This is a genomic window from Nonomuraea diastatica, from assembly GCF_004349015.1.
GTDB lineage: Bacteria > Actinomycetota > Actinomycetes > Streptosporangiales > Streptosporangiaceae > Nonomuraea > Nonomuraea diastatica.
The window spans coordinates 39,783-58,864 of record NZ_SMKP01000044.1 but is presented as its reverse complement, the minus strand read 5'-3'; the positions used below and the strand labels follow the sequence as shown (position 1 = coordinate 58,864).

18 protein-coding genes and 2 pseudogenes are annotated in these 19,082 nt (G+C 71.4%); 13 read left to right on the top strand and 7 right to left on the bottom strand.

What is annotated here, in order from left to right; all coding sequences use genetic code 11:
* Nucleotides 1-438: 438 nt before the first annotated feature.
* The 3 genes from E1294_RS17605 to E1294_RS17595 all read left to right on the top strand — a co-directional run bounded on the left by E1294_RS17605 (nucleotide 439) and on the right by E1294_RS17595 (nucleotide 4,053).
* A complete protein-coding gene (locus tag E1294_RS17605; RefSeq protein WP_165977341.1) occupies nucleotides 439-1,644 on the top strand; it encodes an FAD-dependent oxidoreductase in 1,206 nt (401 codons plus the stop codon).
* Between the two features lie 82 nt (nucleotides 1,645-1,726).
* Nucleotides 1,727-3,064, top strand: a complete 1,338-nt coding sequence (locus tag E1294_RS17600; protein ID WP_132509605.1) for a class II 3-deoxy-7-phosphoheptulonate synthase — start codon at nucleotides 1,727-1,729, stop codon at nucleotides 3,062-3,064.
* Between the two features lie 182 nt (nucleotides 3,065-3,246).
* Nucleotides 3,247-4,053, top strand: coding sequence for an SAM-dependent methyltransferase (locus E1294_RS17595; protein ID WP_132509604.1), 807 nt, complete (start codon nucleotides 3,247-3,249; stop codon nucleotides 4,051-4,053).
* A 49-nt stretch (nucleotides 4,054-4,102) separates the two neighbouring features.
* Here the strand turns inward: E1294_RS17595 and trxA are convergent, their stop codons facing one another.
* On the bottom strand, nucleotides 4,103-4,477 hold the full coding sequence (trxA, locus tag E1294_RS17590; protein WP_132509603.1) for a thioredoxin: 375 nt from the start codon (nucleotides 4,475-4,477) through the stop codon (nucleotides 4,103-4,105).
* Between the two features lie 110 nt (nucleotides 4,478-4,587).
* Nucleotides 4,588-6,297, bottom strand: a complete 1,710-nt coding sequence (locus E1294_RS17585; protein ID WP_246083079.1) for an ExeM/NucH family extracellular endonuclease — start codon at nucleotides 6,295-6,297, stop codon at nucleotides 4,588-4,590.
* 105 nt (nucleotides 6,298-6,402) lie between these two features.
* Here E1294_RS17585 and E1294_RS17580 point away from each other — a divergent pair, with 105 nt between their 5' ends.
* Nucleotides 6,403-7,611, top strand: a complete 1,209-nt coding sequence (locus E1294_RS17580; protein WP_165977340.1) for a pentapeptide repeat-containing protein — start codon at nucleotides 6,403-6,405, stop codon at nucleotides 7,609-7,611.
* Nucleotides 7,612-7,622: 11 nt separating this feature from the next.
* On the opposite strand, the pseudogene E1294_RS17575 reads toward E1294_RS17580, so the two are convergent.
* The 3 genes and pseudogenes from E1294_RS17575 to E1294_RS17570 form a co-directional block, all read right to left on the bottom strand.
* Nucleotides 7,623-7,877 (bottom strand): annotated as a pseudogene (locus tag E1294_RS17575) (SRPBCC family protein); the annotation flags it as partial.
* A 97-nt stretch (nucleotides 7,878-7,974) separates the two neighbouring features.
* Nucleotides 7,975-8,073: pseudogene (locus E1294_RS57760) on the bottom strand (hypothetical protein); the annotation flags it as partial.
* The gene (locus tag E1294_RS17570) at nucleotides 8,051-8,206 is read right to left on the bottom strand and encodes a hypothetical protein (protein WP_181958514.1); all 156 of its coding nucleotides are present in this window, start codon (nucleotides 8,204-8,206) and stop codon (nucleotides 8,051-8,053) included. The pseudogene E1294_RS57760 and the gene E1294_RS17570, both read right to left, overlap by 23 nt.
* Nucleotides 8,207-8,258: 52 nt before the next feature.
* Between E1294_RS17570 and E1294_RS17565 the strand changes: the two genes are divergently transcribed.
* Nucleotides 8,259-8,930, top strand: coding sequence for a permease prefix domain 1-containing protein (locus E1294_RS17565; protein WP_132509601.1), 672 nt, complete (start codon nucleotides 8,259-8,261; stop codon nucleotides 8,928-8,930).
* An 11-nt stretch (nucleotides 8,931-8,941) separates the two neighbouring features.
* Here E1294_RS17565 and E1294_RS17560 read toward each other — a convergent pair whose 3' ends face one another.
* The gene (locus E1294_RS17560) at nucleotides 8,942-9,274 is read right to left on the bottom strand and encodes a helix-turn-helix transcriptional regulator (protein ID WP_132509600.1); all 333 of its coding nucleotides are present in this window, start codon (nucleotides 9,272-9,274) and stop codon (nucleotides 8,942-8,944) included.
* Nucleotides 9,275-9,374: 100 nt separating this feature from the next.
* Here E1294_RS17560 and E1294_RS17555 point away from each other — a divergent pair, with 100 nt between their 5' ends.
* The 8 genes from E1294_RS17555 to E1294_RS17520 all read left to right on the top strand — a co-directional run bounded on the left by E1294_RS17555 (nucleotide 9,375) and on the right by E1294_RS17520 (nucleotide 17,680).
* Nucleotides 9,375-10,544, top strand: coding sequence for a cytochrome ubiquinol oxidase subunit I (locus E1294_RS17555; protein WP_132509599.1), 1,170 nt, complete (start codon nucleotides 9,375-9,377; stop codon nucleotides 10,542-10,544).
* Nucleotides 10,545-10,558: 14 nt separating this feature from the next.
* Complete coding sequence (locus E1294_RS17550) at nucleotides 10,559-11,323, top strand: cytochrome d ubiquinol oxidase subunit II (RefSeq protein ID WP_132509598.1); 765 nt, start codon at nucleotides 10,559-10,561, stop codon at nucleotides 11,321-11,323.
* Between the two features lie 6 nt (nucleotides 11,324-11,329).
* Entirely contained in the window at nucleotides 11,330-13,228 is a 1,899-nt protein-coding gene (gene cydD / locus E1294_RS17545; RefSeq protein WP_246083078.1) for a thiol reductant ABC exporter subunit CydD, read from the top strand.
* The gene (locus E1294_RS17540) at nucleotides 13,225-15,018 is read left to right on the top strand and encodes an amino acid ABC transporter ATP-binding/permease protein (protein WP_246083077.1); all 1,794 of its coding nucleotides are present in this window, start codon (nucleotides 13,225-13,227) and stop codon (nucleotides 15,016-15,018) included. Before cydD ends, E1294_RS17540 begins: the two co-directional genes overlap by 4 nt.
* Before the next feature lie 95 nt (nucleotides 15,019-15,113).
* A complete protein-coding gene (locus tag E1294_RS17535; protein ID WP_132509597.1) occupies nucleotides 15,114-15,737 on the top strand; it encodes a transporter in 624 nt (207 codons plus the stop codon).
* Between the two features lie 8 nt (nucleotides 15,738-15,745).
* On the top strand, nucleotides 15,746-16,057 hold the full coding sequence (locus E1294_RS17530; protein WP_132509596.1) for a winged helix-turn-helix domain-containing protein: 312 nt from the start codon (nucleotides 15,746-15,748) through the stop codon (nucleotides 16,055-16,057).
* The gene (locus tag E1294_RS17525; protein WP_132509595.1) at nucleotides 16,054-16,947 is read left to right on the top strand and encodes an ABC transporter ATP-binding protein; all 894 of its coding nucleotides are present in this window, start codon (nucleotides 16,054-16,056) and stop codon (nucleotides 16,945-16,947) included. Before E1294_RS17530 ends, E1294_RS17525 begins: the two co-directional genes overlap by 4 nt.
* Entirely contained in the window at nucleotides 16,940-17,680 is a 741-nt protein-coding gene (locus E1294_RS17520) for an ABC transporter permease (protein ID WP_132509594.1), read from the top strand. Before E1294_RS17525 ends, E1294_RS17520 begins: the two co-directional genes overlap by 8 nt.
* Nucleotides 17,681-17,747: 67 nt before the next feature.
* On the opposite strand, the gene E1294_RS17515 is transcribed toward E1294_RS17520, so the two are convergent.
* Nucleotides 17,748-18,962 (bottom strand): S1C family serine protease, encoded by a 1,215-nt coding sequence (locus E1294_RS17515; RefSeq protein ID WP_132509593.1) that lies wholly within the window; start codon nucleotides 18,960-18,962, stop codon nucleotides 17,748-17,750.
* Nucleotides 18,963-19,082 lie beyond the last annotated feature (120 nt).

Here is a 19,082-nt window from a genome sequence, read left to right as displayed (position 1 = left end):
GGTGGGGGCTCGGCAGCCGCCTCCGCCAGCCAGGCGACCGTCTCACGCAGCTGCCGCACCTCGGCCGCGCATCCGGGGCACGCGCGCAGGTGGTCCTCGAACAGAACCTCCTCGGTGTACGGCAGCGCGTGCACGGCGCAGGCGCCGGAGAGGGCGTGGAGGTCGTCGTTCATCGGTTTCTCCTTCGCTGGAGATCCCGGGCCGCGGCCCAGGGGAGGAAGGTGCCCTCGCCCGGCTCGAACGCGCCGGTGGGCTCGCGTGGCTCAACGAGGCGTCCTCCATGCCGTCGCGGAGGATGCGATCGCCCGCGGAGCGGGAATCTCCACCTGTGGAGGTGGGCACTTCCCCGTGAGAGAGGCGGCTCACGCATGTACTTCGGCTGCCCGGGCATGTCGGATGCCCAGGCGCGGGCTCTTCTAGACAACTGGGTGATGATTCATGGGATGCGTGATAGCGGGCGGCGGGCCGGCGGGCGCCGTCCTCGCGCTGGTGCTGGCCAGGGCGGGCGTCGAGGTGACGCTGCTGGAGAAGCACGGCGACTTCCTGCGCGACTTCAGGGGCGACACCATCCACCCGTCGACCCTGCAGGTGCTCGACGAGCTGGGGCTGGCGCGGAAGTTCCTGCGGCTCCCGCACAGGAAGGCGTACGAGCTCGGCATCGTCACCGACACCGGGGAGATCAGGCTGGCGAGCCTGCGAGGTCTGCCGGGCGGCTACAACTACATCGCGTTCGTCCCGCAGTGGGAGTTCCTCAACCTCGTCACGTCGGCGGCCGGCGAATATCCGAACTTCCGGCTGCTGATGAACGCCGAGGCGTACGACGTGATCCGCGAGGGCGACGCCGTGCGCGGGCTCCGCTACCGGGACGCGTCCGGCGAGCACGAGATCAGGGCCGCATTGACCGTGGCCGCCGACGGGCGCTCATCGACGCTACGCGAGCGGGCCGGGCTGGTGCCCGAGGATCTCAAGGCGCCCATGGACGTGGTGTGGTTCGCGCTGCCCAGGAACGACGGGGATCGTGACGACACGTTCCTGCGGATCTCGAGCGGCAACATGATGGTCGCGATCAACCGGGAGACCTACTGGCAGCTGGCGTACCTGATTCCCAAGGGCGGATACTCCGCGCTCGTGAGCGGTGGCATCGACGCGCTGCGCGAGCCGGTGGCCAGGCTGCTGCCCTGGCTGGCCGACCGGACCGGCGGGATCGGCGGCTACGACGACGTGAGCGTGCTCACGGTCATGCTCAACCGGCTGCGCCGCTGGCACCGGCCCGGGCTGCTGTGCATCGGGGACGCCGCGCACGCCATGTCGCCGGTGTTCGGGGTGGGCATCAACCTGGCCGTCCAGGACGCGGTCGCCGCCGCCAACCTGCTGGCCGGCTCACTCAGGTCCGGCGCGCCGATCCCCGAGCCGACGCTGCACCTGGTGCAGAGGAGGCGGATGGCACCGACCAGGGTCACGCAGGCGGCCCAGCGTCTGGTCCAGAACCTGGTGATTCGCCGGGCCCTGTCGCGCCGGTTCGACCCGTCCGGGCTGCCCCGCGACCTGACGAGGGTTCCGCTGGTCAACCGGCTGATCCCGCGGTTCATCGGGTTCGGTGTGCGTCCCGAGCACGTGGACGTCAGGGAAAGTCCGCCGCCGTGAGCCCGTATCCGGGATAACTGCATTCTCACAACGTGGACAATGGGGTCGGTGGGGCTGACGCAGTGGAATACCCTCGTATCTCGTGAGCAGCAATCTCGTGGATCTCGATTCCTGGCGAGCCCTCCCTGCGGCGCAGCAGCCTGACTGGCCCGACCCCGGTGAGCTCGACAAGGTCGTCGCCGAGCTCGGCGGCCTGCCCCCACTCGTCTTCGCGGGCGAGTGCGACCAGCTGAAGGACCAGCTGGCCGCCGTGGCCCGCGGCGAGGCCTTCGTCCTGCAGGGCGGCGACTGCGCCGAGACCTTCGCCGGCGCCACCGCCGACAACGTGCGCAACAAGCTCAAGACTCTGCTGCAGATGGCGATCGTGCTGACCTACGCGGGCAAGGTGCCGGTCGTGAAGATCGGCCGGGTCGCCGGGCAGTTCGCCAAGCCGCGGTCCAAGAGCACCGAGATCCGCGACGGCGTGGAGCTGCCCGCCTACCGCGGTGACATGGTCAACGGCTTCGAGTTCACCCCCGAGGCCCGCAGGCCCGACCCGTGGCGGCTGCTCAAGGCCTACCACTCCTCGGCCGTGACGCTCAATCTCGCGCGCGCGTTCACCAAGGGCGGCTACGCCGACCTGCGCCAGGTGCACGCCTGGAACCAGGACTTCGTCGCCGAGTCGCCGGCCGGGCGCCGCTACGAGAAGCTGGCCAGGGAGATCGACCAGGCGCTGGCGTTCATGCGGGCCTGCGGGGCCGATCCCGAGGAGTTCCACACGGTGGAGTTCTACTCCTCGCACGAGGCGCTCATCCTCGACTACGACCGGGCGCTCACCCGCATCGACTCCCGCACCGGGCTTCCCTACGACGTGTCGGCGCACATGGTCTGGATCGGCGAGCGCACCCGCCAGCTCGACGGCGCGCACGTCGACTTCTTCGCGCGCATCCGCAACCCGATCGGCGTCAAGCTCGGCCCTTCGACCACGCCCGAGGAGGCCGTCTCACTCGTCGAGAAGCTCAATCCCGGCAACGAGGCGGGGCGGCTCACGTTCATCACGCGGATGGGCGCCTCCAAGATCCGCGAATCCCTGCCTGCACTGGTCAAGGAGGTCAGCGCGACGGGGGCCCGGGTGGCCTGGATCTGCGACCCGATGCACGGCAACACCTTCGAGGCGCCGAGCGGCCACAAGACGCGGCGGGTCGACGACGTGCTCGACGAGGTGGCCGGCTTCTTCGAGGTGCACAGGTCGCTCGGCACGCATCCCGGCGGCATCCACATCGAGTTCACGGGCGACGACGTGACCGAATGCGTGGGCGGAGGCCACGAGATCGGCGAGACCGACCTCGCCACGCGTTACGAAACGGCCTGCGACCCGCGGCTCAACCGCAGCCAGTCACTCGACCTCGCCTTCCAGGTGGCCGAGCTCTACCGCGGCTGACGCCTGACCTACGCGTCCGGCCCCATCATGACCGGACGCTGACGGCCCGGCCGTCCCGTCGCGGGGCGACCGGGCCTTCGCGTGCCCGCCGCGCCAGGCACGTCTGTCACCGTATGTGACATGCGTCTCATCAATGCTCTCTGTCATCCCGTTTTCTGGAGATTTCGGGCGTTTACCCCGCTATGATCGCCGCAAACAGGGCGAAATTTCGGGAGAAAAACGTGGATGATGCCCCCGAGGGGGTCGACCCCAACGTCCCTAACGTCGCGCGAATGTATGACTACTTTCTCGACGGCAAGGACAATTTCGCGGCCGACCGTGCAGCGGCGGAGCAGATTCTCAAGAACTTTCCCCACACCAAGGAGGCCGCCCGGTCGAACCGGGCCTTCCTGCGCCGCGCCGTACGCCATCTGGTGGACCTGGGCGCGCGGCAGATCGTGGACCTCGGGGCCGGCCTGCCGACCCAGGGGAACACCCACGAGATCGCCCCGGAGGCGCGCGTCGTGTACGTGGACTACGACGCCGTGGTCTGCGTGCACGGAAGGGCGCTGCTGGCCCGGCGCGACGACGTGGACTTCCTGCAGGCCGACGTGCGCGAGCCGGAGGCGCTGCTGGACAAGCTGGGCGGCCTGGTGGACTTCGACCGGCCGGTGGCGTTCCTGATGCTGACCGTGCTGCACTTCATCCCGGACGACCTCGCGTACGAGGTGGTGACGAAACTGCGGGACGCGAGCGCGCCCGGCAGCCACCTGGTCATCAGCCACGCCGTGGACAACGCGCCCGACACCACTCCGCAGGCCCTGGAGGTCTACCGGAAGGCCACGGCCGCACTCAACCTGCGCACCCGCGAGGAGATCCTGCGCTTCTTCGACGGCTATGAGCTGGCCGATCCCGGGCTGGTGCACCCGTACGACTGGCGCACGGATGACCCGGGCGACCCGGGCAAGGGCATCACCTTCGGGTACGTCGGAGTCGGCCGCAAGCCCTGAGGAACGCGATACGCGAGAGCCCCGCCGGAACCGGCGGGGCTCGCCAGGCTCAGTTCTTCTGCGCGTTCTTCAGCTCTTCGTCGAGCTCCGCCCTGATGGCGTCCATGTCGAGCGCCCGAACCTGCCTGATCAGGTCTTCCAGCGCGGGAGCCGGGATGGCGCCCGCCTGGGCGAAGACCACGATGCCGTCGCGGATGGCCATCAGCGTGGGGATCGAGGTGATGTCGAACCCCTGCGCCAGCGCCTGCTCCGCGTCAGTGTCGATCTTCCCGAACGTGATGTCCTCGTACTTCTCCGACGCCTGCTCGAAGATCGGCCCGAACTTCTTGCACGGCGGGCACCACTCGGCCCAGAAGTCGAGCAGGACGATCCCCTTGTCGGCGATGTCGTTGAAGGTTTTCTCGGTCACTTCGATGGTCGCCACAAGAGGCTCCTCGTTCGTTGGTACGTCTGTGACGGTTAGAACTCGTTACCCTGCCCGGTGATTCCGGCTCCACGCCAGAGCGAACTCCGCCACCGCCCCCCTTCTGCTGTTCACCTTCCGCCGCCGGGCAGGGTCAGCCCGACGATCAGAGGGTCGTGGTCGGAGGAGCGGTAGGCGTCCGGCCGGTAGAGGCCGGGCGGGTTGAACTCGGTGTTGTAGTCGCGGACGCGGGGCTCGTCGGCGTTGATGTGCCAGATCGTCGCGCCCGTCACCCGCTTGCGCAGTTCCCTGCCGACGAGCACGTGGTCGAGCTCGCCCGCGAGCCCGTCGAACACGTAGCTGTAGCGCTGCCGCGCGGGGACGAACTTCTTGGTCGCGCTGGTCAGGCCGCCCTTCTCGAGGGCCTTGATCGGATCCTCCTCGCCGTAGGCGTTGAGGTCGCCGAGCACGATCGGGCCGGGGACGTCCGCGACGATGCCGAGCAGCGCCTGGGCCTGCGCGACGCGGGTGGCGTTCCAGCAGCCCTGGCCGTCGCCCTGGTCGGCGTCGGGGCCGCTGGAGGGGCAGCTGCCCTTCGACTTGAGGTGGTTGACCATCATCGTGAACGACTGCCCGCCGCGCAGCCGTTCGCCCTTCCCGCGGAACGTCTGGATCAGCGGTGGCCGGCTGAACACCGCGTCCTGCGACGTCCGCGGCTCCCCCACCGGGGTCAGCTTGGCGGGCTTGTAGATCAGGCCCACCTGGATGGCGTCGGTGCCCGGGTGGGGGTGGGCGAGCGCGGCGTACGTGCCCGCTCCGACCTTGGCGTTGACGGCGTCCACGAGCGCCTGGAGCGCGGTCTGGCCGTTGTTCTCGACCTCCATGAGGGCCACCGCGTCGGCGTCCAGGCCCTTGAGCGCGGCGACCAGCTTGGCCAGCTGGCGCCGCTGTTCCTCGGCGTCGCCGGCCCCGCGCGAGCCGAGCGTGGTGAACCAGTTGAGGGTGTTGAACGAGGCCACCTTCACGTTCCCGGCCACCGGGGACGGTCTGCGCGGGCGCGGATTGGCGGGCCTGTACGCGATCGGCTTCGTGGGCTGCAGCCGGTACGCGCCGAAACCGTACCCGAGCACGCCCGTGACCCCGGAGGCCACGTCGCCGGCGCGCACGACGGGCGGCAGCGTGGCCGGGTTCTCCCTGGTGGAGCCGTCGTCGACGAGCAGCGAACGGCGGGCGTTCAGCGCCGGGTCCACGCCCTGCCGGTCGGTCGGCTGGTAGAGCCGGCCCTGGGAGGAGAGCGTGACCTCGCCGTAGCGGCCCAGGTTGTAGTGCTCGCTGACGGTCAGCGGCTGCGGGAACGTCAGCAGCATGTTCTCGACCGGCTCCAGCCCGCCGGAGGGCAGCAGGTACGGCCGCGCCGCCACGCGTCCCGTGCCGCACACGTCCACGGCGGTGACCGGCGACAGCTCCGTCCACCCGTTGAACTCGGTGGCCCGCCCGGTGACCAGTACCCGGTCGCCGGGCTTGACGTCGTTGACCCGCTCCCCCGCGTACGCGAAGAGCCCTTCGGAGGTCCGCGGGTCGGCGTCCGGCAGGGGATCCTGCAGGAAGAAGCCGCCGAGCTGGTCGGTCCGCTGGAAGTCGCCGGTGACGACGCCCTCGACCCGCACGGTCCGGCCGGCCAGCGGGGTGGCGTCGCCGTCGCCCTGGACCTGGGAGATCCGGTGCGTGGCGGGGGTCTCGCAGGGGGTGGCCGGCTCGGCCAGGGCCGGTGTGGTGAGGAGGGCCGCGGGCATGGCCGCCACGATCAGGGCGGCCAGGGATGCTCGGGATAAAGCGCGCATGCCCGGCACAATAGAGGTAAATTAGCCCGCATTTTTCCACATAAAAGTGGATAGAACATTAAATCATCGAACCTTGACATGCGCCGTCGCGGGTATGACCACTGCATGGACTGGGTCACCTGCGCGCATTCCGTCAGCTGCACCGGGGTCGCCGTCCGTCCGGCCGGCCGCTGCCTCGCCCACCTCCCCCCTGATCACCTGTCCGAAGCACTCGGCGAGCTGCGCCCCGGCGGCCTGCTCGACCTGCGCGGCACGACCGTCAGCGGCGACCTGCTGACCCGGGTCGTCGAGGCCGCCGGCGGCAGGCCGGGCCGGGCACGCTTCGACCGGGCCCGGTTCACCGGCGACGTCCGGCTGCCGGGCGTGACGTTCGCGGGCGACGTGTCGCTCGACGAGGCAAGGTTCGACCGGCTGGCCTCGTTCTTCGGCGCCCGGTTCGAGGGCAACGTGTCGCTGGCCGGCGCCAGATTCGCCCGCGAGCTCTCCTTCCACGGCGTCACCGTGCGCGGGCACGTCTCGCTCGACCGGGCGCTGATGTCCCGCGACGCGCTGTTCAGCCAGGCCGTGTTCGGTCACGGGTTGTCGTGCGAGCGGGCCAGGTTCGACGGGTACGCCGCCTTCGACGGCGCCCGGCTCGGCGGCGCGGCCGCCTTCAGGGGGACACGCTTCGGCCGCACGCTCTCCTTCCGCAAGGTCATGGGGAACGCCGGGTTCGACGCCGCCCACTTCGCGGCGGACGCGTACCTGTCGGCCACCGGCCGGCTCTCGGCGGCCAGGGCCCGCGCGGACGGCCTGCTCGACGTGGTCGTCGCCCGCTGCGGCGTGGACCTGCGCGGAGTGTCGGTGTCGGGCCCGACGACGCTGCGGCTGACCGACTCGCAGGCCGACCTGGAGGGCGCTGTGCTGCGCGGCCCCGCCATCGTGACGGGCAGGGGCAGGTCCACGCTGACCTCGCTGCGCCGGGTAGAGGCCGGCGACCTGGCGCTGTCGGGGCTGGACCTGTCGGCGTGCCGGTTCGCCGGTCTGGCCCATCCCTCGGGCGTGCGGGTCAAGGACTGCGTGTTCGCGCTCACCTCGCGCGGCGTACGGGTGAGCCTGCGCCGGCCGATGGTGCGCTGGTTCTCCCGCCGCCGCGCGCTGGCCGACGAGCACACCATGCGCGCGGAGCCGAATCCGGGAGATCCCGCCGCGACACCCGCCCACCTGGCCGCTCTCTACGCCGGGCTGTCCGAGGGCGACCACGTCACCTCCGCCGACTTCGCCTCCGCCGCCGTGGAGATGCGCCGCCTGGCCGGCCACCGCTGGTGGTCGTAGGGCACGGTCCCTCAGAGCTCGTCCACGACGGCGGCGATGGCCCGGAAGACGGCGTTGCGCCAGCCGCCGCCCATGATCCGGCGCGACAGCTGCTGCAGCTCGTCGTCCGGGTCGAAGCCCTCGTGGTCGAGGAACAGCCGCGTGCCCCTGCCCTCGGGCACGAGCCGCCAGGTGACCGTCCAGTTTGCAAGCTTGCCGTCGCTCCAGCTGATCCTCAACAGCCGCTCCTGCTGGATCTCCAGCACACTCGCAGTGGACGACGCCGTCGAACCCCACCTGCTTCTTGGGCTCCGTCGTGAACGTGAACCGGTGTCCGGCCACCGGCTTGAAGTCGTTGGGCATGAGCCACCGGGCGACCAGCTCGGGCTCGGTCAGCGCCCGCCACACCCTCGCGGGCGGGTGCGCGATGAACTGGTCGACCCTGATCGCGCGCAGGTCGTCAGCCGTCGTGTCTCGGGGCATCGTCGTCCTCCATCTCGTCGAGCACGGTCGTGAGGGTGGCGAGCCTCTCCCGCCAGAACCGTTCGTACGGGCTGAGCCAGTCGCGGATCTCCATGAGCGGCGCCACCTCCAGCCGGTAGTGCCGCTCGCGCAATCGGGGAAATCCCGGATGGGCCCCCGGTTTCGCACTCCCTAGACTTGACCTCATGCGCATCGACGACTACGTGGCCGATCTCGACCGCGCCCTGGCCGGCCCGCATGGCCTGAAGCGCGACATGGTCGTCGAAGCACACGACAGCCTGACCGACACCGCCGACGCGCTGGAGTCGGAGGGCCTCGACCGGGCGGAGGCGGAGCGGATCGCGGTGGCCGAGTTCGGGGAGGTCACCAGGATCGCCTCCGGCTACCAGGCCGAGCTGACCGCCTCCGCCGGCCGGCGGCTCGGCGTCCTGCTGTTCGCCGGCGTGCCGATCACGGTGCTCATGTGGTCTTTGCTGTGGCGCGCATATCCGCCCGCCGACGATGTCTGGGCACACCAGCCGGAGTGGTATCACACGCTCTCACGACTGCTCGACGCCATCCAGCTGGCCACAGGCGTGTACGGCGGGATCGCGCTCCTCGCGCTGAGCCGGGGCGCCCGGTGGATCCACCGGCCCCGGCTCGTGACCAGGTCGCTGGGGTGGACCGTGTGGGCGTCGCTGCCGGTCACCGGCGGTCTGGGGCTGGTGCTCTCCTACGGCACGAAGGACCCCAACGGCCTCGACTCCCTGCCCGCCATGCTCGCCAACCTGGTGACCTGGGCCGTGTGGGGAATGCAGATCTATTGTGCCTCCCGGTGCATGCGCATCACCCGCGTCTCACGGACGCCCGCCGCCTGACGCGCGCACCATCACCGACTGACGGCGTTCGCGCGCAGGACGCCGCCGATCACGTTCGTGAACTCCCGCCAGGCCGAGCGCTCGCCCTCGAGCTGTTTCTTGCCCGCGTCGGTGAGCCTGTAGGTGCGGCGCTTGCGGCCGCCGACCGTCGCCCACTCGCTGGCGAGGTAGCCGATGCGCTCCAGCCTGCGCAGCGCGGGATAGACGGTGCCCGTCGGCACGTTGAGGGCGCCTCCGCTGCGTTCCTGCAGCGCCTCGATGATGGCGTAGCCGTGCAGCGGCTCCCGCTCCAGCACGGAGAGCAGCAGCGCGTCCATGTGTCCGCGTAGCACGTCCGGGTTCATGGCTTCGATCCTAGACATCCGTCTCCCATATAGACAGCCTACATGTAGGCTGTCTATATGTAGGCTGTCTATATCAGACAGGCACAACAACGGAGTCGTGATGGATGTACTCGAACTGGCCCGTACGCAGTTCGCGGTGACGGGCAGCCTGCACTTCCTGTTCGTCGTGCTCACACTGGGACTGGCGCCACTGGTGGCGATCATGCACACGCGATGGGCTGTCTCCGGCACGCCGGTGCACGAGGGAATGACGCGTTTCTGGGGGCAGGTCTACGTCATCAACTACGCGCTGGGCATCGTGACCGGGCTGGTGATGGAGTTCCAGTTCGGGCTCGCGTGGAGCGGGCTGTCCCACTACGCGGGCGACGTGTTCGGCGCGCCGCTGGCCATGGAGACCCTGGTGGCGTTCTTCCTGGAGTCCACGTTCCTGGGGCTGTGGATCTTCGGCTGGGGCCGGCTGCCCAAATGGGCGCACGTGGCGTGCATCTGGGCCGTCACACTGACGGCGTACGCGAGCGCGTTCTTCATCATGGTGGCCAACTCCTTCCTGCAGAACCCGGCGGGCTCCGTGGTGAGCGGCGGCCGGATGGTGCTGACCGACTTCGGCGCCCTGCTCACCAACAAGGCGCTGATCTTCGCCTTCCCGCACGTGCTCGGGGCCGGGCTGTTCACCGGGGGCATGGTGCTGGTGGGCGCGAGCGCGTACCAGCTGCGCCGCCGTACCAAGGAGCTGGAGTTCTTCACCCGGTCGATGCGCATGGGCGTGTACACCGCGGCCATCGGGATTTTCGTGACGCTGGGCTTCGGCTACGCGCAGTTCGGCGCGGTCGCCGAGGGCAAGTTCGACGGCGACGGGGGCGCCGCGCTGCCGCTCGCGCTCATGATGGAGGCCGGCCATCTGCTCGCGCTGGTCGTGCTGCTCGGGATGCTGCCGCTGGTCGGCGTGCTGCCGAGGTGGCGCTGGACCCATCCGATCCTGATGGCGATGACGCCGCTGCCGTTCATCGTGTCGATCTTGGGCTGGGTGGCCAGGGAGGTCGGGCGGCAGCCGTGGATGATCTGGGAGCGGCTCACCGTGGCCGACGCCATGTCGCCCGAGCTGACCTCGGGCATGGTCACCGCCTCGCTCATCGCCTTCACCGCCGTGCTGGGACTGCTGGCCGTCGCCGACTACGTCCTCATCGCCCGGACCGTCAAGCGGGGACCGCGCGAACCTGCCCTGGGCGCCGCCGCGGCGGACGAGCCGCGATCCCCCGCGCTGAGCTACTGAGGAGTGCGTGACACATGGAAGTGATCTGGTTCGTCTTCTTCGCGGCGCTGCTGGCCGGCTATTTCGCCCTTGAGGGCTTCGACCTGGGCGTGGGGCTGCTGCTGCCGCTCCTCGGCAGGACGCGGGAGACCCGGGACCGCATGGTGGCCGCCGTGGCCCCGTACGTGCTGGCCAACGAGGTGTGGCTGGTCGCCGTCGCCGGCACCCTGTTCGGGGTCTACCCGCTCCTGGAGGGCGAGGTGTTGTTCGGGCTGTACCCGCTGGTCGTGGCCATGCTGCTGAGCTGGATCGTGCGCGACGCCGGGCTGTGGTTCCGGCGCAGGCTCGACGGCTCCGCGTGGCGGGGCTTCTGGGACGCGGCGATCGCGTTCGGGTCCTTGGGGCTCTCGTTCGGCTGGGGAATGGCGCTGTACGCGGCGGCCACCGGGTTCGAGTCGCCGCCCGTCCACCCGCTCGGGGTGCTGCTGGGCGTGGTGATGACGCTGCTGTTCGCCCTGCACGGATGGACGTTCCTCGCCTGGCGCACGCCGGGCGAGTTCGGCGGCACGCGGTCGGGGCGGGCGCTGCTGGGGACGGGACTGGTCGCCGCGATCCCCGCGCTGGGGGTGCTGGCGGGCGCGATGCCGTACCTGCTGGGGCACAGCGCGCCCCCCGCCACGCTGAATGTGCTCAGTGTCATGGTGCTGCCGTTCGCACCCATCATGCTGGGCGCGCAAATATGGGTGTGGCGGACTTTCCGGCCAGGTAAGGACGCCTTCCGGTTCCCATCGTTCTTCTGAGGGCACGTGCACAAGGATCTCCTGCGGCTCATGCGGGCCGAGCGCTCCGTCCGCCGCCACCTCGCCGTCACCATGGCCGCGGCCCTGCTGGCGGGGCTGCTCGTACTGGTGCAGGCCGAGCTGCTCGCCGGGGTGTTGTCCGGCAGGTTCACGGCCGCCGCGCTGGCCGGCCTGGCGGCGGTGGTGTGCGTACGCGCGCTGCTGGCCTGGACGCAGGGCGTCTTCGCCGGGCGCACCGCGACCGGCGTGAAGTCGGCGCTGCGCCACCGGCTGCTCGCACGCCTGCGCGAGCTGGGGCCGGGCAGGCTCGCCGCGCACCGCTCCGGCGAGCTGGTCACGCTCGCCGGGCGCGGCCTCGACGGGCTCGACGCCTACCTGACCGGCTACCTGCCCGCCATCGCGGTCGCCGCGGTGGTGCCCGTGGCCGTGCTGGTCCGGCTGTTCGCCGCCGACCTCGCCAGCGCGGTCATCGTCCTCGTCACGCTGCCGCTGATCCCCGTCTTCGGGGCGCTGGTGGGCATGACGACCAAGGCGGTCACCGAGCGCCAGTACCTCGCGTTGTCGCGGCTCGGCGGCCACTTCCTCGACGTGGTGCGCGGGCTGCCCACCCTCCGGGCGTTCGGCCGGGCCCGCTACCAGGCGGGCGTCATCCAGCAGGTCGCCGACGCCCACCGGAGCGCCACCATGCGGACGTTGCGGGTGGCGTTCCTGTCGTCGCTGGTCCTGGAGCTGTGCGCGTCGCTGTCGCTGGCGCTGGTGGCGGTGCCGATCGGGCTGCGGCTGCTGGGCGGGTCGCTGGACCTGACCACGGCGCTGCTGGTGCTGCTGCTGGCGCCGGAGGCGTACCTGCCGCTGCGGGCGATGGGGACGCGGTTCCACGCGTCCATGGAAGGGGTGGCCGCCGCCGACGCGGCCTTCGCCGTGCTCGACCGTTCCGCCGGCGACCAGGGTGATCCCGTACGCCGCCCGGCCGCCGCGCCGACGGCGTCCCCGGAGACGGGGACGCTCCAGTCCGGGGCTCGCGGAACGGCGGCTTCCGCGACGACGGGCGCGCCGGAGATCCGGCTCGAGGGCGTGACCGTCCGCTACCCGGGCCGGGACGGCGCCGCGCTGGACGACGTCTCCCTCACCATCGGCCCGTGCGAGCGGGTCGCCCTGGTCGGCGAGAGCGGCGGGGGCAAGAGCACGCTGCTCCACCTCATCCTCGGCTTCGTCCATCCGTCCGAGGGGCGGGTGCTCATCGACGGCACGGACCTGCGCGAGCTCGACCTGGCGAGCTGGCGGGCGCGGCTCGCGTTCGTGGCGCAACGGCCGCACCTGTTCGCCACCACCGTGGCCGGCAACATCCGGCTCGGCGCGCCGTCGGCCTCCACGGAAGAGGTACGCCGGGCGGCCGCGGCCGCGCACGCCGGCTTCGTGGCCGACCTGCCGCAGGGGTTCGACACCGTGGTCGGCGAGCGCGGGGCCGACTTCTCGGCGGGCCAGCGGCAGCGGATCGCGCTGGCGCGGGCCTTCTGCCGTCCTGGCGCCTCGGTGCTGCTGCTCGACGAGCCCACGGCCCGCCTGGACGGGCGGAGCGAGGCCGCCGTGGTGGCGGCGACCGCGGACCTGGCCCGGGGCCGTACAGCCGTCATCGTCGCGCACCGCCCCGCGATGATCGATCTCGCCGACCGTGTCGTGCGCGTCCACGAGGGCCGCATCGTCTCCGACACCGCGCGCCCCGCCGGGACGGCACACCCACCCGGCATGCCGTCGGCGGCCCAGGCGACGGCCGGCCTGTCCGACGTCCCCCCAGGAAGCGGGGCAGCGGACGCGGCCGGCGTGCCGTCAGGGGGCGGGGCGGACGCGCCCGCTCGGGACGGCCGGCGGACGGCGGATGTGCGGTGTGAGGAGGGCGGGCGATGAACCGGCGCATGGGGACGCGGCTCGTCTGGGCCGTACTGGCCGGGTCGGCGGCCGACCTGGCGGGGCTCGGGCTGATCGCCGCCGCCGCGTGGCTGATCACCAGGGCCGCCGAGCAGCCGCCGCTCGCCGCGTTGAGCGTGGCGATCGTGGCGACCAGGGCGTTCGCCACCGGCAAGGGCGTCTTCCGCTACGCCGAACGGCTTACAGGTCACGACGTCGCCCTCCGCGCCCAGGCGGGCACCCGTGAGCGGCTCTACCAGGCCCTGATCCCGCCGCAGCGCCCCCGGCACGGCGGCGCCGACCTGCTCAGCCGCATGGTCGACGACACCGAGGCCGTGCAGGACCTGCTGGTGCGCTGCCTGCTCCCGGCCGCCGCGGCGGCGATGGCCGGGCTGGCCGCCGTCGTCATCGGGCTGACCATCCTGCCGGTGACGGCGCTGGTGCTGGTGGCCGGCCTGGTGCTGGCCGGTGTGGTCCTGCCCGCGGGCACGGCAACCGCCGCCCGCCGCTGGTCGGCCAGGATCGCCCCGGCGAGGGCGGCGCTGGCGGGACGGGTGGCGGACCTCGTACACGGTGCCGCTGACCTGGCCGCCTACGGCGCCGACGACGCGGCGCTGGCCAGGGCCCTGGCCGCGGACGAGTCCCTGGCCGCCCTCGAACGCCGCCAGGCCCGCGTCCACGCCGCCGCCCTGGCGGGGGGCACCCTGGTGCAGGGGCTGACGGTGGCGGCCGTCGTCCTGCTCGCCCAGGGGGCGGGTGCCGGCTCGGTCGGGACGGCCGTGCTGGCGCTGACCTCCCTGGTGGCCTTCGAGCCGGTGCTGCCCCTGGCAGCCGCGGGCGAGCGCATGGCGGGCATCACGGCCGCGCTGCGGCGGCTGCGCGAGGTCCGCTCCGCCGAACCGGCGGTCGGCGAGCCCGCCGCGCCCGCGCCGCTGCCCGGCGGCCCCTTGACCGTCGAGATCGACGACCTGGTGGTACGCCACGCCGCCAGGGAGGCGTCCCCGGCCGGCGTCGCGCCGCCGGCGGTCTCCTCTCCGCACCCCGCGCCGGCGCCCGGCGGTCCCGGCTCCCCGGCGGCGGCTGGTTCCGGGGAGGCGGTGCACGGCGGGCGACCGGCGCTGGACGGGGTGTCGTTGCGGCTCACGCCCGGCAAGCGGGTCGCGGTCGTCGGGCCGAGCGGGGCGGGCAAGAGCACGTTGCTGGCCGCCCTGATGCGCCTGGTGGAGCCGGAGTCGGGCACGATCACGGTGAACGGCACCGACCTCCGTGAGCTCGCCGGTGACGACGTGCGGACGCTGATGACGGGGCTCACCCAGGACCCCTACATCTTCCGCGCCGGTCTTCGTGACAACCTGCGCCTGGCGGGGCCCGAAGCCGGCGACGAGGAGCTGCGGCGCGCCGTACGCGATGCCAGGCTCGGGGCGTGGGTCGAGCGCACCGGCTGGGACACGGAGCTGGGCGAGGACGGCAGGACCGTGTCCGGCGGCCAGCTGCAGCGGCTGGCCCTGGCCAGGGCGTTGTTGTACGACCCTCCTGTGCTGCTGCTCGACGAGCCCGCCGAGGCGCTCGACGAGGAGACGGCCGACCGGCTCATGGCCGACCTGCTCGACGTGACCAGGGACCGCACCACGCTGCTCGTGACGCATCGCCTCAAAGGCCTGGAGACGGTCGACGAGGTCGTCGTGCTCGACGAGGGCCGCGTCGTCCAGCGAGGCCGCCATGAGGAGCTCGTCTCCGTGCCCGGCTATTACCGGGATCTGTGGGAGTCCGAGGTCCTGACCAGGCGTTAGGCCGGCACCACTCCGAACGCCCGCTCCAAGGGGTGGAGTTGGCGCGGCAATCTGGTTTATGATACAAACCAGTTTGCGATGTTGAGGAGTTTGCGTTGGTAGAAGACGATCGGCCGCCGAGCCCCGAGGAGATGCTCCGCGTCATCGAGGAGCAGCGCGCCGCCACCACGAAATGGCTCTGTGGCGACCCGCTGCTGCTCTACCTGCCCTGGGGCGTGGCCTGGCTGATCGGCTTCACCGCGTTCTTCCTGCACTACGGGCTCGACGGCCGGGCGTACGCGCCGATCTCCCAGATGCAGGCGCTGGCGCTGCTGATGGCCGGGCAGATCGTGGCGGGCGCGATCGCCGCGTTCGGCATCGTGCGGATGAACAGCCTCGTCCGGGGCGACAGCTCGGCCCGCGGCGCGATGTACGGCTACGCGTGGATGGCGGGCATGCTGCTCATGGTCGTCATCTGCCTCAGGATGGGCCCCCTGCTGCCGCCCGACGAGACCGGCCTGCTCTGGGCGGGCACGTCGCTGCTGGTGGTGGCGGTGCTGCACATGGCCGGCGGCGCTCTCTGGCTCAACTGGCCGATGTTCTTCATCGGGGCCTGGGTCGCCGCCGTCGACGCGCTGGGCGTGCTGCTCGGCGCGGGCTGGCACGCGCTGCTGACGGCCGTGCTGCTGGGGGGCGGCTTCATCGTGGCCGGCCTCTGGCTGCGGCGGCACGACCGGTGAACGCGGACATGGCGCCTCCCGATCTCGACCCGGTAATCCACGCGCAGGCCAGGCTGCGGGTGGTCGCCGCGCTCAACGTGCTCGCCGACGGCGACGAGATGGCCTTCGGCTCCATGAAGGAGCTGCTCGGCATGACGGCCGGCAACCTGTCGGTGCACCTGACCAAGCTGGAGGAGGCCGGATACGTGCGGATCACCAAGACGCACAAAGGCCGCACCCCCGTCACGTTCGTGGCGCTGACCAAGCGCGGGCGCCTGGCCTTCGAGGAGTACACCAAGGCGATCCGCGCCCTGCTCGACAACGCTGGAGGCGTTACATGACCGTCCTCGCTCAAGCGGCCGAGGTCACCCGCCGCTACGGAAACGTGCTCGCGCTCGACCGCGTCTCGCTCGACATCCGCGCGGGCGAGCTGGTCGGGCTGCTCGGCCCCAACGGCGCGGGCAAGTCCACCCTCATCAACCTGTTCGTGGGGCTGCGCCGCCCGACCTCCGGCACGGTCACGCTGTTCGGCGGCTCGCCGCAGGACCCCGCCATGCGGCGCCGCATCGGCGTGACCCCGCAGGAGACGGGGCTGCCCGAGGCGTTACGCGTCGGGGAGGTCGTCGACTTCGTGTCGGCGCACTTCCCTGAGCACGCGGGCAAGCACGAGCTGCTGGCCCGTTTCGGCCTGAGCGACCTGGTCAAGCGGCAGATCGGCGGCCTGTCCGGCGGCCAGAGGCGGCGGCTGGCCGTGGCGCTGGCGTTCGCGGGCGACCCGGAGCTGGTCTTCCTCGACGAGCCGACGACTGGCCTCGACGTCGAGGCCAGGCGCTCCCTGTGGGACGGCATCACCTCCTTCCACGAGCAGGGCGGCACCGTGCTGGTCACCAGCCACTACATCGAGGAGATCGAGGCGCTGGCCAGGCGGGTCATCGTGGTGGGTCACGGGCGCGTGCTGGCCGACGACACGATGGAGTCCGTACGCGACATCGTGGGTGTGCGGCGTGTCTCCTTCACCGCCGCCGACCTGCGCGACTGGGACGCACTGCCGGGCGTGCTCGGCGCCGAGCGCGCCGCCGGCGGCCGGGTCAGCCTGGTGACCACCGACCCCGACCGGCTGGTCGTCGAGCTGGTGACGGGCGGCACGCCGTTCTCCGGCCTCGAGGTCAGACAGACCACGCTCGAAGAGGCGTTCCTCGCCATCACCTCGAAGGAGGCCGCGCATGTCTAGCCTGGTCGCCGCCCACACCCGCTACCTCATGACCGAGCAGATCAGGGTGCCCATCGGCATTCTCGCCAGCGCGCTGTTCCCGGCCATCTCGATGGTGGTGTTCGTGGTGCCGCTGGCGGGCGGCCAGGCACAGGCGGCCACGACGGCGTCGGCGTCGCTGATGTTCTTCGGCGCGATGTCCGGCGCGCTGATCGGGTTGAGCGTCGCCGTCGCCATGGACCGCGAGCAGCCGTGGAACTTCTATCTGCGCACGCTTCCCGCGGGCCCGTTCCCCCGCTTCGCCGGGCGGATGGCGGCGACGCTCGCCGTCATGCTCGCCTCGGTGGTGCCGGTGCTGCTGGTCGCGGCGTTCCTCACGGAGGCGACGATCACGCCGCTCAGGCTCCTGGCCGGGCTGGGCGTGCTGGTCGCCTGCGGGATCCCGTTCATGCTGATGGGGTTGTTCCTCGGCTACATGCTGACGTCGAAGGCCGTGATCGCGGTGTCGCAGCTGCTGTTCTTCCCGCTCGCGATCCTCGGCGGGCTGCTGGTGCCACCGGCCTACCTGCCCGACTTCATCGGGATCGTCTCGCCGTACACGCCGACGAGGGGCGCGGCCGAGCTGTTGTGGGCGGTGACGGCGGGCACCAGCCCCGACATGCTCTCGGTGGTCATGCTGGCCGTGTGGACCGTGGCCGCGGCGGTGGCCGCCGGATGGGCCTACCGCCGCGACGAGGGCCGCCGCTTCTCCTGATCATGGGGGGTGTGCCGCCGAGTCCGCAGCGATCTCAACGGCACACCCGTTCCATGAGGGGGTCCTGTTATTTCTTCTCTTCGAGGGTCACGGTGACCTCGCCGGCTTCGCCGTCCCTCATATATGTGATCTTGACCTGTTGGCCGGGTTTAAAACCTCTGACCTGTCCCACCACAGTATCTCCACCGTCAACCGACTTGCCGGCGATCTTGGTGATCAGGTCGCCCTCCTCGAGCCCGGCCTTCTCCGCCGGGCTGTCCGCGGTGACCTGCCTGACCAGGGCGCCCGGCACGTCGCCGGTGGCGTCGGTGACGCTCACGCCGAGGAAGGCGTGGGTGACCTTGCCGCTGCTGATGAGCTGCTCGGACACCTGCTTGGCGGTGTTGACCGGAATGGCGAAGCCGACGCCGCCGCCGGCCGCGTCGGAGGCGATCGCGGTGTTGATGCCGACCAGCTCGCCCGCGGCGTTCACGAGCGCGCCTCCGGAGTTGCCGGGGTTGATCGAGGCGTCGGTCTGGATCGCTCCGCCGATCGTGGTGCCGCTGCTCTCCTGACCCTGCTGGGTCCAGCCCGGCGGGAGTTGCTGGCGCGGCTCGTCGCCGGTGGTCAGCGTACGGTCCAGCGCGCTGACGATGCCCGCCGTGACCGACCCTGCCAGGCCGAGAGGGCTGCCGATGGCGAGCACGGCGTCGCCCACCTTGAGCTGGTCGCTGTCGCCGAGGGTGGCCTTGGGCAGCCCCGAGACCCCTTCCGCGCGGATGACCGCGAGGTCGGTGGCGGGGTCGGTGCCGACGGTGGCGGCCTTGGCCGTCTTGCCGTCGCTGAACTTGACCGTCATCTGCCCGCCGCCGGGCTCCACCACGTGGTTGTTGGTGAGGATGAGGCCGTCCTCCGACAACACGACTCCCGAACCCTCACGGGTCTGGCCCTGGATCATCACCACGGTCGGCTGCACCTTCGCCGCGACGTCGGCGACGGTCATCTGGTCGGCGGCGGGCTTGAAGACGGGGCTCGGCGTGCCCGTGCCGGCGACCGGCTCGGGCTGGAACGAGGTGGCCACCGCGGCGCCCACGACGCCGCCGCCGACGGCCACCGCAACCAGAGCCAGCCCGGCGATCGCCTTCCTGCCGGCGGAGAAACCCGGCTTCTTCGGCGGCGCGGGCGGCGGCGGCTGCTCCATCATGATCGTGTCACGCCGGGGAAAGCCCCCGGCGGACGGCGGGGTGGCCCCGAACTGGCTCCACCCGCCGGTGCTCTGCTCGCGAGGCTCGTTCGCGTCCATTCGTCCATCTCCCTCAAGTCCCGATGACTCAAGAGTGCCAAGTCGCGCGTAAGAGCCGATTAAGGCCGTGATCGGCGGCATCGGGGCGCGTTGACATGGCGCTTATCACCGCTGGTCAGG